A 13,386-nucleotide genomic window follows, 5' to 3' on the forward strand; every position below is an offset into this window, starting at 1 on the left:
GCAGGAAAGCCCACAATGTCCAAAGCAGTCCGTATCCACGCCCATGGCGGTCCGGAAGTCCTGACCTATGAAGACGCCGATCCGGGACAACCCGGCGCCGGGCAGATCCTGGTCAGGCACACCGCGATCGGCCTCAATTTCATCGATGTCTATCACCGCATCGGCCTCTATCCGCCGCCCGGCGGCTTCCCGCTGATCCCGGGCGGCGAGGCGGCAGGTGTGGTTCTCGAGGTCGGTGCAGGCATCGACTGGCTGAAGCCGGGCGACCGCATCGCCTATGCCGTCAATGTCGGCGCCTATGCCGAACAGCGCGTCGTCGCCGCCGACCGCGTCGTCAAGGTGCCGGACGGCATCAGCGACGAACAGGCCGCCGGCATGATGCTTAAAGGCATGACGGCGGAGTATCTGTTGCGCCGGACCTTCAAGGTGAAGGCAGGCGACACCATCCTGTTTCATGCCGCCGCCGGCGGCGTCGGGCTGATCCTGGGACAATGGGCAAAACATCTCGGCGCCACCGTCATCGGCACGGCAAGCTCAACCGACAAGATCGAGCTCGCCAAGGCGCATGGCTTCAACCATGTCATCAACTACAAGGAGCAGGATTTCGTCGCCGGCGTCGCCGCCATCACCAGCGGCAAGAAATGTGACGTCGTCTACGATTCGGTCGGCAACGACACATTCCCGGCCTCGCTCGACTGTCTGAAGCCGCTCGGCATGTTCGTCTCTTTCGGTCAGTCCTCTGGACCGATCCCGCCATTTTCGATGTCGCTGCTGGCGCAGAAGGGCTCGCTGTTCGCTACCAGGCCGACGCTGTTCGTCTACAACGCCAAGCGTGAAGACCTCGAAATCTCCGCCGCGGCATTGTTCGATGTGGTGTTGAGCGGCGCGGTCGAGATCAAGATCAACCAGCGCTATGCGCTGAAGGACGCCGGCAAGGCGCAAGCCGATCTCGAAGGGCGCAAGACCACGGGTACGACAATACTGATCCCCTGATCTGCCTTGCTTTTCAGCGTTTTGCCGCGACGCCAGGCACTGTTTACCCGAAAAACCGGGCGATCGGTTTGTTGTGCGAAGCAGGTCAATCTTTACCCCTTGAGTTTCCGCTGAAATTCTTGAAGCTCTTTCAAGGCGGGTGCTGCTTTCGCACGAGAGCGGCCAGCGCATACCATGCTGGCGGGAACACAGAACATGTCCGGGAACCGGATGGGAGGCACTGTGAGTGCAGATCATGATGGAGCGAACCTGCTTGAGGTTCGTGGGCTGACCAAGATATTCGGCACGCTGACGGCGTGCGATCATATCGACCTCAACATCGCCAAGGGCGAGATCCACGCGCTGCTCGGCGAAAACGGCGCCGGCAAGTCGACGCTGGTCAAGATGCTGTTCGGTTCACTGGAGCCCAATTCCGGCGAGATATTCTGGAACGGCGAGCCGGTCCGCATCACCAGTCCGGGAATGGCGAAGAAGCTCGGCATCGGCATGGTGTTTCAGCACTTTTCGCTGTTCGAGGCGCTGACCGCGGCCGAGAATATCGCTCTGTCTCTGGATGACGGCTCACCGATCAGCTCGATCGCGGCCAAGGCGAGGGCGCTTTCCTTCAGCTATGGCCTGCCGCTCGATCCGGACTCGCTGGTCGGCGATCTCTCGGTCGGCGAACGCCAGCGCATCGAGATCATCCGCTGCCTGTTGCAGACGCCGCAGCTCATCATCCTCGACGAGCCGACCTCGGTGCTGACGCCGCAGGAAGCCGACAAGCTGTTCGAGACGCTGGAGCGCCTGCGCTCCGAGGGCAAATCCATCCTCTACATTTCGCACCGGCTGGAAGAGGTCAAACGCATTTGCGACCGCGCGACCGTGCTGCGTCACGGCAAGGTCGTCGGCCATTGCAATCCGCGCGAGGAAACGGCTTCGTCGCTGGCCCGCATGATGGTCGGCAACGAGGTGAAGGCCGTGGTGCGTGCGCCGGCCGAAGGCATCGAGACCGCGCAGCCGCTGCTCGAAATCCGCGCCCTCAGCCGCAAGCCGGCAACGCCGTTTTCGATTCCGCTGAAGAATATCAACCTCACTGTGCGCGCCGGCGAGGTGATCGGCATTGCCGGTGTCGCCGGCAACGGCCAGGGCGAGTTCTTCGAATCCGTCTCCGGCGAGGTGCTGCAGCAGGACGCCGCATCCGTGCGCATCCGCGGCAAGGATGCCGGCTCGCTCTCGATCACAGGCCGGCGGCTGATGGGCGCTGCCTTCGTGCCGGAAGAACGCCTCGGCCATGGCGCGGCGCCACGCATGAAGCTTTCGGAAAACCTGCTTCTGTCGCGGCACGCCACCGACGGCAAGGTTTTTGTCGGCGCCGGCGGCGCCGTCAAAAGCGGTGCGGTCTATGCCGCCGCCCAGCGCATCATCGTGGCGATGGATGTGCGCAAGAGCGCGCCCGATCCGGAAGCTGCGGCCCTTTCGGGCGGCAATTTGCAGAAATTCATCGTCGGTCGCGAACTCGACCGCAGCCCTGCCGTCATGGTCGTCAACCAGCCGACCTGGGGCGTCGACGCCGGTGCCGCCGCCCACATCCGCCAGGCGCTGATCGAACTGGCGCGCAGCGGCTCGGCAGTTCTGGTCATCAGCCAGGACCTCGATGAGCTGTTCGAGATTTCGGACGCGATCGCGGTCATGCACAATGGCGAATTGTCCAAACCGCTGCCGATCGCCGAGGCAACTTTCGAAAAGGTCGGTCTGTTGATGGGCGGCGCCGAGCCTGGCCACGCCGAACATGGTCTGGAGACGGCATGATGCGCCTCGAACTCGTCAAACGCCCGCAGCGCTCTATGCTCTTTTCGGCGCTGTCGCCCTTCATCGCCTTCGCCCTAACGATCATCGCCGGCGCGGTTCTGTTCGCGCTGCTCGGCGTCAACCCGCTGAGCGCATTTGAGATCTATTTCATCGAGCCGATCAGCCAGGTCTGGCAGCTGCATGAGCTGGCGATCAAGGCCGCGCCGTTGATCCTGATCGCGGTCGGCCTGTCGGTCTGTTACAAGGCCAACATCTGGAACATCGGCGCTGAGGGACAGTTCATCCTCGGCGGCATTTTCGGCTCGGCCATTCCGGTGCTGTTTCCCGGGTTCGAAGGCCCGCTGGTGCTGCCGCTGATGCTGTTGTTCGGCATGGTCGGCGGTGCCGCCTATGCAGCAATCCCGGCTCTCTTGAAGACGCGCTTCGGCACCAACGAAATCCTGACCAGCCTGATGCTGGTCTATGTCGCCCAGCTTTTCCTCGACTGGCTGGTGCGCGGCCCCTGGCGCGATCCACAGGGCCACGGTTTCCCGCAGACGATCCAGTTCAATGACTCGGCGGTCCTGCCGGAACTGATGCCGGATGCCGGCCGCGCCAATTGGGGTTTTGTCTTCGCGCTTGTTGCAGCCGTGCTGATCTGGGTGCTGATGAGCCGCCTGCTCAAGGGTTTTGAGGTCCGCGTGCTCGGCTCCAGCCCGAGGGCAGGGCGCTTCGCCGGTTTCGGCCTCAACCGCATGGTGTTCTTCGCCTTCCTGCTGTCAGGCGCGCTGGCTGGGCTTGCCGGCATTTCGGAAGTCTCCGGCGCCATCGGCCAGCTCCAGCCGGTGATCTCGCCCGGCTACGGCTTCACCGCCATTATTGTCGCGTTCCTCGGCCGGCTCAATCCGCTCGGCATTGTCGCCGCCGGCCTGGTGCTGGCGTTGACCTATCTCGGCGGCGAGGCGGTGCAGAGCGCGCTCGGCATTTCCGACAAAGTGGCACGCGTGTTCCAGGGCATGCTTTTGTTCTTCGTGCTCGGCTGCGACACGCTCATCCACTATCGCATCCGTCTGGTCGGCATGGCGCTGACGAAAAGCGCGGCGAAGCTTGAAGCCGCGCCGAAGTTGAAGGAAGCCCGCTGATGGACATCGCCGTCAACATCCTTTTGACCATCGCCACGGCGGCGACGCCGCTTTTAATAGCGGCCATCGGCGAACTGGTGGTCGAGCGCTCCGGCGTGCTCAACCTCGGCGTCGAAGGCATGATGATCATGGGCGCCGTCGGCGGCTTCGGAGCCGGCTATCTCACGGGATCGCCCTGGATGGGCCTGTTGGCGGCAATTGCCATGGGCGCGGTGTTCTCGCTGCTGTTTGCGGTGATGACGCTGTCGCTCGCCACCAATCAGGTGGCGACCGGCCTGTCGTTGACGCTGCTCGGCCTCGGCCTTTCCGGCATGATGGGGACCAGCTTCGTCGGCCAGCCCGGCGAGCGGCTGCCAAACCTCTACGTTCCGGTGCTCACCGACATTCCCGTGGTCGGCAGGCTGTTGTTCGGCCAGGACCCGATCTTCTACATCTCGATCGCGCTGACGGCGGCCGTCATGTGGTTCCTGTTCAAGACCCGCACCGGCCTCACTCTGCGCTCGATCGGCGACAGCCACACATCGGCGCATGCGCTCGGCATCAAGGTCATCCGCTACCGCTATCTCGCGGTCATCTTCGGCGGCGCCTGCGCCGGCCTTGCCGGCGGCCATCTGTCGCTGGTCTACACGCCGCAATGGGTGGAGAACATGAGCGCGGGCCGCGGCTGGATCGCGCTGGCGCTGGTCGTCTTCGCCTCCTGGCGGCCGTGGCGCGTGCTCGCCGGCGCCTACATCTTCGGCGCGGTGTGGATCGGCCAGCTTCATGCACAGGCATTTGGCATTCCGGTGCCTTCGCAGCTGCTTTCTTCTCTGCCCTATCTGGCAACCGTCGTGGTTCTCGTTCTAATCTCGCGCAACAAGCGTCTGACGATGATGAACACGCCGGCTTCCTTGGGGCAGCCATTCGTTCCGGATCGTTGACAACAAAAACAAACGGGAAGCTCCAAGGCTAAACTCAGAGAGGTAACACAATGAAAAAACTGCTTATTGCGTTGATGACCACGACCGCCGCCATGTCACTGGCGGCGTCCGCGCAGGCCGCCGACAAGTTGAAGGCATGCTGGGTCTACACCGGCCCGATCGGCGACTTCGGCTATTCCTACCAGCACGACCAGGGCCGCCTCGAGGTGGAAAAGGCGCTCGGCGACAAGGTCGAAACCGCCTATCTCGAGAACGTCTCGGAAGGTCCCGATGCCGACCGCGCTTTCGAGCGTCTGGCGCGCGAAGGCTGCAAGATCATCTTCGGCACCTCTTTCGGCTTCATGGACCCGGAAGTGAAGGTCGCCAAGAAGTTCCCCAAAGTGATGTTCGAGCACGCCACCGGCTACAAGACCGCTGACAATCTCGGCATCTACAATGCGCGCTTCTATGAAGGCCGCTATGTGCTCGGCCAGATCGCCGCCAAGGAATCGAAGGCAGGGGTCGCCGGCTATATCGTTTCCTTCCCGATCCCCGAAGTGGTGATGGGTATCAACTCCTTCATGCTCGGCGCGCAGTCGGTCAACCCGAACTTCAAGGCCAAGATCGTCTGGGTGAACTCCTGGTTCGATCCGGGCAAGGAAGCTGACGCGGCCAAGGCACTGTTCGATCAGGGCGCCGACATCATCGTTCAGCACACCGATTCCACCGCTGCCTTGCAGGTGGCGGAAGAGCGCAAGCTGCACGGCTTCGGCCAGTCCTCCGACATGATCAAGTTCGCGCCGAACGCGCAGCTGACCTCGCTGACGGACGAATGGGGGCCGTACTACATCAGCCGCGTTCAGGCAGCGCTCGACGGCACCTGGAAGCCGGACAATGTCTGGCTCGGCATCAAGGACGGCGCCGTCAAGCTGGCGCCCTTCACCAACATGCCGGACGATGTGAAGGCGATGGCCGAGGCAACCGCCAAGAAAATCGCAGATGGCTGGAACCCCTTCACCGGACCGGTCGCCAAGCAGGACGGCACGCCGTGGCTCAAGGACGGCGAAGTCGCCGACGACGGCACGCTGCTCGGCATGAACTTCTATGTGAAGGGCGTCGACGACAAGTTGCCGCAGTAAATATCGGAAACGCAAAGGAGAAGGGGCGCCGCGCGGCGCCCTTTTTCATTTCGCGGGCTGCACGCTTCGACTGCGAAACCGCGCCGAGGGCTGTGCCAAAAATCCGAGGGCGCCGGGAGGCGCCCTTTTTGGTAATTTTCTAAACCGCCGAGCCGTAAAGGTCGTAGGCGTCGGCGCGGTCGATCTTGACCGTGACGATGTCGCCTTGGCGCAGCGGGCGGCGCGACTGGATATGCACCGAACCGTCGATCTCGGGCGCGTCGTATTTTGTCCGGCCCTTGGCAGACGTGCCATGCGCCTCGTCGATCAGCACCGGCAGGCGCTTGCCGACCTTCTTGGCCAGCTGCGTCGCCGAGATCTTCTGCTGGCGCTGCATGAAGCGATGCCAGCGCGCTTCCTTGATCTCCTGCGGCACCTGTTCGAGGCCGAGATCGTTGGAGCGGGCGCCGCGGACCGGCTCGTATTTAAAGCAGCCGGCGCGATCGATCCTGGCCTCGTCCAGCCAGTCGAGCAGCATCTCGAAATCCTCGTCGGTCTCGCCGGGGAAACCGACGATGAAGGTCGAGCGTATCGCCAGATCCGGGCACACCTCGCGCCAGCCGCGAATGCGCTCCAGCGTCTTTTCGCCATGGGCTGGACGGCGCATGTTCTTCAGCACCTGCGGCGAGGCGTGCTGGAAGGGGATGTCCAGATAGGGAAGGATTTTTCCATCCGCCATTAGCGGGATGACATCGGCGACATGCGGGTAGGGGTAGACATAGTGCATGCGTACCCAGATGCCGAGCTTGCCCAGCTCCTCCGAAAGGTCGAGGAATTTCGCCCGCACTTCGCGGTCGCCGAACATCGACGTCTGGTACTTGATGTCGATGCCGTAGGCGCTGGTGTCCTGCGAGATGACCAGCAGTTCCTTGACGCCGGCCTTGGCCAGCTTCTCGGCCTCGCGCAGCACATCGGCCGCCGGGCGCGAGACGAGGTCGCCGCGCAGTGCCGGAATGATGCAGAAGGTGCAGCGGTTGTTGCAGCCTTCGGAAATCTTGAGATAGGCGTAGTGGCGCGGCGTCAGCTTGACGCCTTGCGGCGGCAGAAGGTCGATATAGGGATCGTGGCTGGGCGGCGCCGCCTCATGCACCGCGGCCATCACGCTCTCATAGGCCTGCGGGCCGGTGATGGCGAGGACGTTGGGGTGCTTCTCTCGTATGACGTCCGGCTCGGCGCCGAGGCAGCCGGTGACGATCACCCGGCCGTTTTCCGAAAGCGCCGAACCAATGGCGTTGAGCGATTCGTCGCGGGCCGAATCGAGAAAGCCGCAGGTGTTGACGACGACAAGGTCCGCGCCGTCATGCTTGCGCGCGATCTCATAGCCTTCGGCGCGCAGGCGCGTGATGATGCGCTCGGAATCCACAAGCGCCTTCGGGCATCCAAGGCTGACGAAACTGACGCGAGGCGCAGACATGAGAAACATTCCGGGTTTTTCGGGATCGGGGGCCAGTACCACACTTATTGCGGCATTGGTATGGGCAGCGGCTGCGGCGAACGCGACCACTGCCTCCGGCAGATACCCGTAATATACAGAAGCTGTAGGACCGGCAGAGTCAGCTCACCACAGGACTGACATGCGGCCAGACCTCGACAACGCCGCGATAGACCATATCGATCGCGACGTAGAGAATGATCAGCAGGCCGACATAAGCGATCCAGCGGTGGCGGTGCAGCAGCTTGGCAATGAAGCTCGCGGCCAAGCCCATCAAGGCGATCGACAGCACCAGGCCTATGACAAGCACCGGAAAATGATCGCGCGCCGCACCGGCGACCGCCAGCACATTGTCCAGCGACATCGAAACATCGGCGACGACGATCTGCAGGGCCGCCTGGCCGAGCGTCTTGCGCGGCGCCTTGCCACCTACCGTTCTGTCGCTGTTGAGGTCGGAATCGGAGAGCGCCTCGGTCGCCTCGAACTCGTCGGCATGCGACGTCCGCAGCTCGCGCCACATCTTCCAGCACACCCACAACAAAAGGATGCCGCCGGCCAGCAGCAGGCCGACAATGGCAAGAAGCTTGACGGTGACGGCGGCAAACAGGATGCGCAGCACAGTCGCCGCCAACACGCCGATCAGGATGGCTTTCTTGCGCTGCTCGACCGGCAGGCCGGCGGCGGCAAGGCCGATGACGATGGCATTGTCGCCGGCAAGCACCAGATCGATGGCGATGACCTGGAGGAGGGCCGTCATGCTTGCAGCGCTGAAAATGTCCATCGACCGGAGCCCCTTGCTGTATCGGCGTGTTCGTCGTCGGATATGCCGACGCCCTAACGTGTATGGTTCCCGCGCGTCAAGAGACTGCCGGCGCAATTCCAGGAAAAGTGCGTAGCGGTTTTCCGTCCGGAATCATGCAAAAACAAAGAGTTAGAGTGGGTCAGCTGCTCTGTAAAAAGCTGAACCGCTCTAACGGCCGACGCTGAAAGCCACGGGAATAGGGAAGGTCGTTCTGCCAGAGAGAATTCTGGTCGCAGCGAATTCAGTCGTAGAGATTGTACTTCGCCCAGTCGGCTTCCGGAATCTCGTCGCCGATGCGGTAACGGAACTGCAGGACCTCCATATGGTCAGGCGCCGTCTCGCATTTGAACTTCAGCCGGTACCACTGCCCCTTGCTGCGGAAGGCAGCGCCCGGGCTGCGGATGGCATCGGCCTTCATTTCCGGCGTCGCGAAGGCGTAGGCGACGACGCGGTCTGCCTTGTACTTGTGGTCGTCATGGCTGATGCGGTCGAGCACTTCGGCGTCGCATCTCTGCTCCAGCCGGGTCTCCGGGTCGAGTTTCAGCAGGCCGGCGCGCAGGGCGGCGTCCATCGCGTGGGCGGGCCAGGCCAGCGTCACCGAGGCCAGCGCCGCAAGGAATAGTTTTTTCATGGGCGGGAGAACGACCATAACTCGCGTGAAAAATCAACCGGAGTGCCATTTTGGGGCAGCCGGATATGCGCGGAAATCGCCGTTGGCCGGGCAGGGTGTTTTGACGCAGCCGCTTTGATACGTCGCCGGCGCCATTCTTATTTGTCCGGGCTGCCATGCACCGATTGCCTGTTTCGCCGTCTTTGCGCTTCTCGCGATCGCGGCACCCACCGCCACGGCCGCAAGGCGATATAGACAGCGAGGAAGGCTCTTTGTGCAAGGCCGGCCTCGCTGTGCCAGACCTCCCTTATCCCCGCCGCCCGCAAGGCCCTTCGTTGGGTGCTGTTGCGGTCCCAGCGCCGGCTGATGCTGCCCGCCCGGTAGTATTTGTGGCAGAGCACTTGCGGCACGCGGACAAAGCCGCCGAGCAGCGACAGATGCAGAAGCCAGGTCCAGTCGGCGCTGAATTCGCCTTGGCTGTTGGGCTTGATCCCGCCGCTACGGTGGAACGCCCAGGCCCTGAATATCCCACGATTGGGAACCCACCATCCATGCGGCTGGCGCGCCATCGCCCGGCCACGCGCAAAACCGTCCTGCAAGCCCTCCAGCAGGTCGAACTTCCACGTGGCACTTTCGCCGCTGACTTCGATCACTTCGACGTCGCTGAACGACAGTACGGCCGCGGGATTGGCATCGAGCGCCCGCACCAGCGCCTCGATATAGGTTGGATCGATGACGTCGTCATGGAAGGCAAAGAACATCAATTCGCCGCTGGCATTGGCCATCAGATCGTTGGAGTTCTTCAGCCATCCCAGGTTTTTGTCCCGGCGGAGGATACGGACATCGTCGCGGCCGCCGGCGAAGGCTGAAACGATCTCGAATGTCGCGTCGGTCGAATTGTCCTCCCCGACCAGGATCTCGATATTGTCCCAGGTCTGCGCGGCGAGGCTGTCCAGCGTACGCGAAATGAATGCCGCCGAATTGTAGCATGGCACCAGCGCCGTGACCTTCGGCCGCCAGCCGGATCGAAGCTGGACTTGTTTCTGCGCTACCTGCTTCGCGCCGCCCTGTTCTGTCTCACCCATTCACTCGATCCCGCAGATTTGCCGCGCCAGCCTGTCGGCAAGCCACGGCGCCGTCGAATATTTACCTGTGTCGACCGAGATGTAGTTGCCCAGGCGGTTGACCCCGAATTGGTCGCGGCGATGGATTGTGGCTTTCGGGTCGCTGAGCGAACCACGCCCTTGCGCAAACACGAAGCCGCCGCGTACCTCAAGCTCCTCGGCATCGTCGAACATGCTGGAAACACTGGGCACCAACCGGGCGAGCGTGGCGCGAACGTCGCCGATGAACCGCTGTCGTGCGTCGGCATCGAGCGCTTGCGGCGTTTCGATCGACAATTCGCCACTCTCCGCAAGCAACCCGCTCGGGTACCAGGAGAGATAGAAGTTGCGCCCGTCATAGTTTTTTATGTCGCCGAACGGGCCAAGGGCGACGACCGCGCATGGCACATTGACAGGCTGCCTGGTGCGGCCGAACAGGCAAAGCCTGTAGCGGTGCGACCATCCGGGAACCGGCTCGATGCCGGCCGTGCGGTCGACAGCCAGCCGCCCCTCCCAAAGGCAATTGACGACGATGTCGAACGCCTCACTTTTCTTGCCTGCGACCGCCACGCGCCATTTCCCGTCAATTCCGTCCACCGGCTGTGCCGACAGGACTTTGGACGTCATCCGCAAGCTGATGTTGGGTTCACCCCGAAGCACGGCGCAAAGCCGGTCGGCAACCCATCGCGTGTTGACGGATCGCTCCGGCACCTGGAAGCCCCCGACGATCTGGTCCGAGTTGGTGACATCGGCCAATTCAGTTTTGGAAAGCCGATTCGATCGCGCCGCCGATACGTCGGCAAGGTAGCTGGTGGCGTCAGCGTGGCTGCGCACCAATACATCCACACGTTCAAAGATCGCCCCCAGCGCCTCGGCAGCGACGATCGAGTTGCGATGGACCAGATAAAGGTCTTCCGAAAAGGTCGTGTGCGCTTCCAGATTGCTTCCGATCAGCTCGGAAACAAGCCTGCCGAAACACAGTCCTCCCGAAAGCAGATGCCGGGCGGTCAGCAGCGAGGGATCGTTCCCGTAGAGATAGCCGAGATGAATCTTGCCCTCGTTCCAACGGCTGGCGCAGGCCATCGGCTCGCTCTCCTTGTCGAAGAGGGACACCGCGTAGCCTCTGCGGGCCATCATGAGAGCGAGGCTGGCGCCCATGATGCCGGCGCCGAGAATAGCCATTCTGCCGCGAGGCGCTGTCATGTCCTGGCGCGCATCGCGGCCTCTCCTTTCCCGATGAGTGTCCTCAGGGGTTCGATACGTAGTTTTCAGGGTCGTATTCGGTATCGCAGAAAACCAGCAAAGACGGGTTCTCGCCTTCATAGGTCTGCAGCGCCCACACCGGGGCATCGACCAGTACCGCGCGGTTCGATGCGGTGAGCGTCAGCCGTTCGACCTGTTCCTGATAGCGAAATTCGATGCCGATCTCGCCCGACAGCTGCATCATCAATTGCCGGCCCGAGCCGTGTGCATGTCCGCCCCGCGACGTGCCGCGCGGCGCGGTGACGACGAACGCCCGCACGGCTTGGAAATTGTAACCGCTGAACTCGATAGCGGTCAGCATTCCCCTGGGATCGCAATGTAACGAAGTGGGGATCTCGGTGACCTTGCCGCCAAAGAACGTTCGATGCTGCATAACGTAAGCCCGCCATATGCCGGTCGAAATTTACCTCAGACTAGCGCTTATATCAAAAGACAGAGAATACAAGCACTTAGGAGGTGTTTTGGGACACAGCAGCGGATCGATGTCGAGCTCGGCCTCAGGCCGATACGGTGCCGACTACCGAAGGTCGCCGCGCCGTCACGACTTCTGAGTCGCGGCCGAAACCACGGCTTAAGACCTTGGTCCGAGCGGTCTAGGACCTTTGAGTTCGGAAGGCCGGCCGGTCCCAACGAGGGTGATCTACTTCAGCAATTTCAAAGAGTTATGCTGGTTGGCGTTTCGCCGGCCGGCCGCTTCGTTCTCGCAATGAAAGCACAGCTATATCCAAGTTTACCCTTTGTGTTAGCGATTCCTCATGTTGCCCGCTATAGCGGTTAGTGGCGGTGGCAATCTCGGAGGTAGTTATGACATCCCGAAAGACCCTTTTTGCTGCATTTGCGGTGTTCTCGCTTCTGGTGTCGCCGGCCCTGGCTGCTGCTGGTGGCAACGGCCATGGTAACGGCCATGGCAATGGTAACGGTAACGGCAATGGCAATGGCAATGGCGGAGGAAACGGTAATGCTGGCGGCAATGGCGGAGGCGGCGGTTCGCTCGGCAAGTCGGCATCCGCCAAGGGCCAGGTCGCCAAGGCCGCTACCGGTTCAGTGTCCAAGGAAAAGAATATCCATGCCAAGCTGGGCCGATTGAACTCACTGCAGCGCAACGCCAACGCCTTTATGCACTCCAAGAGCAAGAACTTCGCTGGCGTGCAGGCTTTTGTGACACAGTCGGCAATAGCCAAGAACGCTCAATCGGCGCTCGATGCCGCTAATCAGGCGGTTGCCGACGCCAAAGCGGCGCTCGACGCGCTGAATGCGAAAGCGGCTGACCCGAATACCCCGCCCGAAGATGTCCCGACGCAGGCCGACCTCGATGCAGCACAGGCAGCGCTCGATGACGCCACCCAGGATGCGGCCGCTGCTCAGACCGCCGCCACAGCTGCCGCTGCCAACGTCCCATCGATCGATGCAGCCCTTGCCCAAATGGCCAACAAGCCCGTTGACCCTGAGGTGACAGATTGGGCCAATAGCGTACTTGCCGACAAGATCGACCAAGTAGCCGCCAAGCTGGCGCCGGCCGCGCCTTAAGGCCCCATGCGGCGGCAGCGATCCAATCGACGATAAGCCGTCGGGTCCGCCCGGCGGCTGCACCTTTCTCGCCTATCTGCAGCGTTGGTCCCAATGCAGGTCCGAGATTCTGGTCATGGCTATTTTGCGAAATCTCCAGCCGGGCCGCCGTCCTCAAGGCTGAATTCATGCGTGCTTCGCGCATCTTCATCGACCACACGAAACCAATGCTCCTGAAGCGCTCTAGGCGACACCCTTTGGCCCGTGACCTTCTCTACCGCAGATAACGGATCATCGGCGCTCGTGGCCTGAGTTGAGACACACTCCTCTCCATGCCACTCTTCCACCTGGTACTCTGGCATGCCGGCCTACCTACCGCTCCCCAGAGCCTTCGCTTCCCGCTCCAGCGTCTCGCGTCGGTTGCCGTGCTTCGCGATCAATTCCTTGACCTGCTGCGGGGTGATGCCGGCCTTGGTGGCGAAATACTCGACTTCATAATCCTCATCGGCAGAGACGCGGTCCCGATCGCGGAAGTCCGTCTTCGTTTTGTCGTCGGCCATTTGCTTTGCTCCTGGTTGAATGATCAACCGCAACGTGCAGCCGCAGCCTTTTGTTGCAGCGGAGCCCGGATTTCCGAAACGGTCACATGGGAAAACGGCCCTCAGTCGCAGGAGGTGCTGGTGTTGCTGTA

The 13,386-nt window shown here is 62.2% G+C and carries 13 protein-coding genes; 6 read left to right on the forward strand and 7 right to left on the reverse strand.

The genetic code is table 11. From position 1 onward, the window contains the following. The first annotated feature begins 15 nt into the window (after positions 1-15). The 5 genes from NLY36_RS00710 to NLY36_RS00730 all read left to right on the forward strand — a co-directional run bounded on the left by NLY36_RS00710 (position 16) and on the right by NLY36_RS00730 (position 5,940). A complete protein-coding gene (locus tag NLY36_RS00710) occupies positions 16-993 on the forward strand; it encodes a quinone oxidoreductase family protein (RefSeq protein ID WP_023736618.1) in 978 nt (325 codons plus the stop codon). Positions 994-1,203: 210 nt separating this feature from the next. Continuing rightward, a complete protein-coding gene (locus NLY36_RS00715; RefSeq protein ID WP_023736619.1) occupies positions 1,204-2,781 on the forward strand; it encodes an ABC transporter ATP-binding protein in 1,578 nt (525 codons plus the stop codon). Further along, positions 2,778-3,902, forward strand: coding sequence for an ABC transporter permease (locus NLY36_RS00720; RefSeq protein ID WP_031193354.1), 1,125 nt, complete (start codon positions 2,778-2,780; stop codon positions 3,900-3,902). The genes NLY36_RS00715 and NLY36_RS00720 overlap by 4 nt, the downstream gene beginning before the upstream one ends. After that, positions 3,902-4,822: an ABC transporter permease gene (locus tag NLY36_RS00725; protein ID WP_023682526.1), complete on the forward strand. Its 921-nt coding sequence runs from the start codon at positions 3,902-3,904 to the stop codon at positions 4,820-4,822. The genes NLY36_RS00720 and NLY36_RS00725 overlap by 1 nt, the downstream gene beginning before the upstream one ends. 50 nt (positions 4,823-4,872) lie before the next feature. Next, a complete protein-coding gene (locus NLY36_RS00730) occupies positions 4,873-5,940 on the forward strand; it encodes a BMP family ABC transporter substrate-binding protein (protein ID WP_023682527.1) in 1,068 nt (355 codons plus the stop codon). Positions 5,941-6,079: 139 nt separating this feature from the next. Here NLY36_RS00730 and rimO read toward each other — a convergent pair whose 3' ends face one another. From rimO to NLY36_RS00760, 6 genes are all read right to left on the reverse strand, one after another. Further along, positions 6,080-7,393 carry a 30S ribosomal protein S12 methylthiotransferase RimO gene (gene rimO, locus NLY36_RS00735; RefSeq protein WP_023691314.1) on the reverse strand — a complete coding sequence of 438 codons (1,314 nt, stop codon included), beginning with the start codon at positions 7,391-7,393 and terminating at the stop codon, positions 6,080-6,082. A gap of 139 nt (positions 7,394-7,532) precedes the next feature. After that, entirely contained in the window at positions 7,533-8,192 is a 660-nt protein-coding gene (locus NLY36_RS00740) for a TerC family protein (protein WP_023668959.1), read from the reverse strand. A gap of 262 nt (positions 8,193-8,454) precedes the next feature. Further along, positions 8,455-8,862 (reverse strand): DUF930 domain-containing protein, encoded by a 408-nt coding sequence (locus NLY36_RS00745; RefSeq protein ID WP_032889884.1) that lies wholly within the window; start codon positions 8,860-8,862, stop codon positions 8,455-8,457. A gap of 119 nt (positions 8,863-8,981) precedes the next feature. After that, positions 8,982-9,908, reverse strand: coding sequence for a glycosyltransferase family 2 protein (locus NLY36_RS00750; protein WP_023691313.1), 927 nt, complete (start codon positions 9,906-9,908; stop codon positions 8,982-8,984). Further along, entirely contained in the window at positions 9,909-11,129 is a 1,221-nt protein-coding gene (locus tag NLY36_RS00755; RefSeq protein WP_198020861.1) for an FAD-dependent oxidoreductase, read from the reverse strand. Between the two features lie 43 nt (positions 11,130-11,172). Then, complete coding sequence (locus NLY36_RS00760) at positions 11,173-11,562, reverse strand: sugar 3,4-ketoisomerase (RefSeq protein WP_023682533.1); 390 nt, start codon at positions 11,560-11,562, stop codon at positions 11,173-11,175. 431 nt (positions 11,563-11,993) lie between these two features. On the opposite strand from NLY36_RS00760, the gene NLY36_RS00765 reads away from it, so the two are divergent. Further along, positions 11,994-12,716, forward strand: a complete 723-nt coding sequence (locus NLY36_RS00765; protein ID WP_023736621.1) for a hypothetical protein — start codon at positions 11,994-11,996, stop codon at positions 12,714-12,716. Between the two features lie 347 nt (positions 12,717-13,063). Here the strand turns inward: NLY36_RS00765 and NLY36_RS00770 are convergent, their stop codons facing one another. Next, complete coding sequence (locus NLY36_RS00770; protein WP_023668952.1) at positions 13,064-13,255, reverse strand: DUF3606 domain-containing protein; 192 nt, start codon at positions 13,253-13,255, stop codon at positions 13,064-13,066. Positions 13,256-13,386: the final 131 nt, after the last annotated feature.

The organism is Mesorhizobium sp. C399B (assembly GCF_030323185.1).
Classification (GTDB): Bacteria; Pseudomonadota; Alphaproteobacteria; order Rhizobiales; family Rhizobiaceae; genus Mesorhizobium.

Coding starts and splice junctions, on each gene's coding strand:
- NLY36_RS00720 (WP_031193354.1), top strand. CDS start 2,778: ATGATGCGCCTCGAACTCGTCAAACGCCCGCAGCGCTCTATGCTCTTT.
- NLY36_RS00725 (WP_023682526.1), top strand. CDS start 3,902: ATGGACATCGCCGTCAACATCCTTTTGACCATCGCCACGGCGGCGACG.
- NLY36_RS00750 (WP_023691313.1), bottom strand. CDS start 9,908: ATGGGTGAGACAGAACAGGGCGGCGCGAAGCAGGTAGCGCAGAAACAA.
- NLY36_RS00740 (WP_023668959.1), bottom strand. CDS start 8,192: ATGGACATTTTCAGCGCTGCAAGCATGACGGCCCTCCTCCAGGTCATC.
- NLY36_RS00770 (WP_023668952.1), bottom strand. CDS start 13,255: ATGGCCGACGACAAAACGAAGACGGACTTCCGCGATCGGGACCGCGTC.
- NLY36_RS00715 (WP_023736619.1), top strand. CDS start 1,204: ATGGGAGGCACTGTGAGTGCAGATCATGATGGAGCGAACCTGCTTGAG.
- NLY36_RS00760 (WP_023682533.1), bottom strand. CDS start 11,562: ATGCAGCATCGAACGTTCTTTGGCGGCAAGGTCACCGAGATCCCCACT.
- NLY36_RS00765 (WP_023736621.1), top strand. CDS start 11,994: ATGACATCCCGAAAGACCCTTTTTGCTGCATTTGCGGTGTTCTCGCTT.
- NLY36_RS00745 (WP_032889884.1), bottom strand. CDS start 8,862: ATGGTCGTTCTCCCGCCCATGAAAAAACTATTCCTTGCGGCGCTGGCC.
- NLY36_RS00755 (WP_198020861.1), bottom strand. CDS start 11,129: ATGACAGCGCCTCGCGGCAGAATGGCTATTCTCGGCGCCGGCATCATG.
- NLY36_RS00730 (WP_023682527.1), top strand. CDS start 4,873: ATGAAAAAACTGCTTATTGCGTTGATGACCACGACCGCCGCCATGTCA.
- NLY36_RS00710 (WP_023736618.1), top strand. CDS start 16: ATGTCCAAAGCAGTCCGTATCCACGCCCATGGCGGTCCGGAAGTCCTG.
- rimO (WP_023691314.1), bottom strand. CDS start 7,393: ATGTCTGCGCCTCGCGTCAGTTTCGTCAGCCTTGGATGCCCGAAGGCG.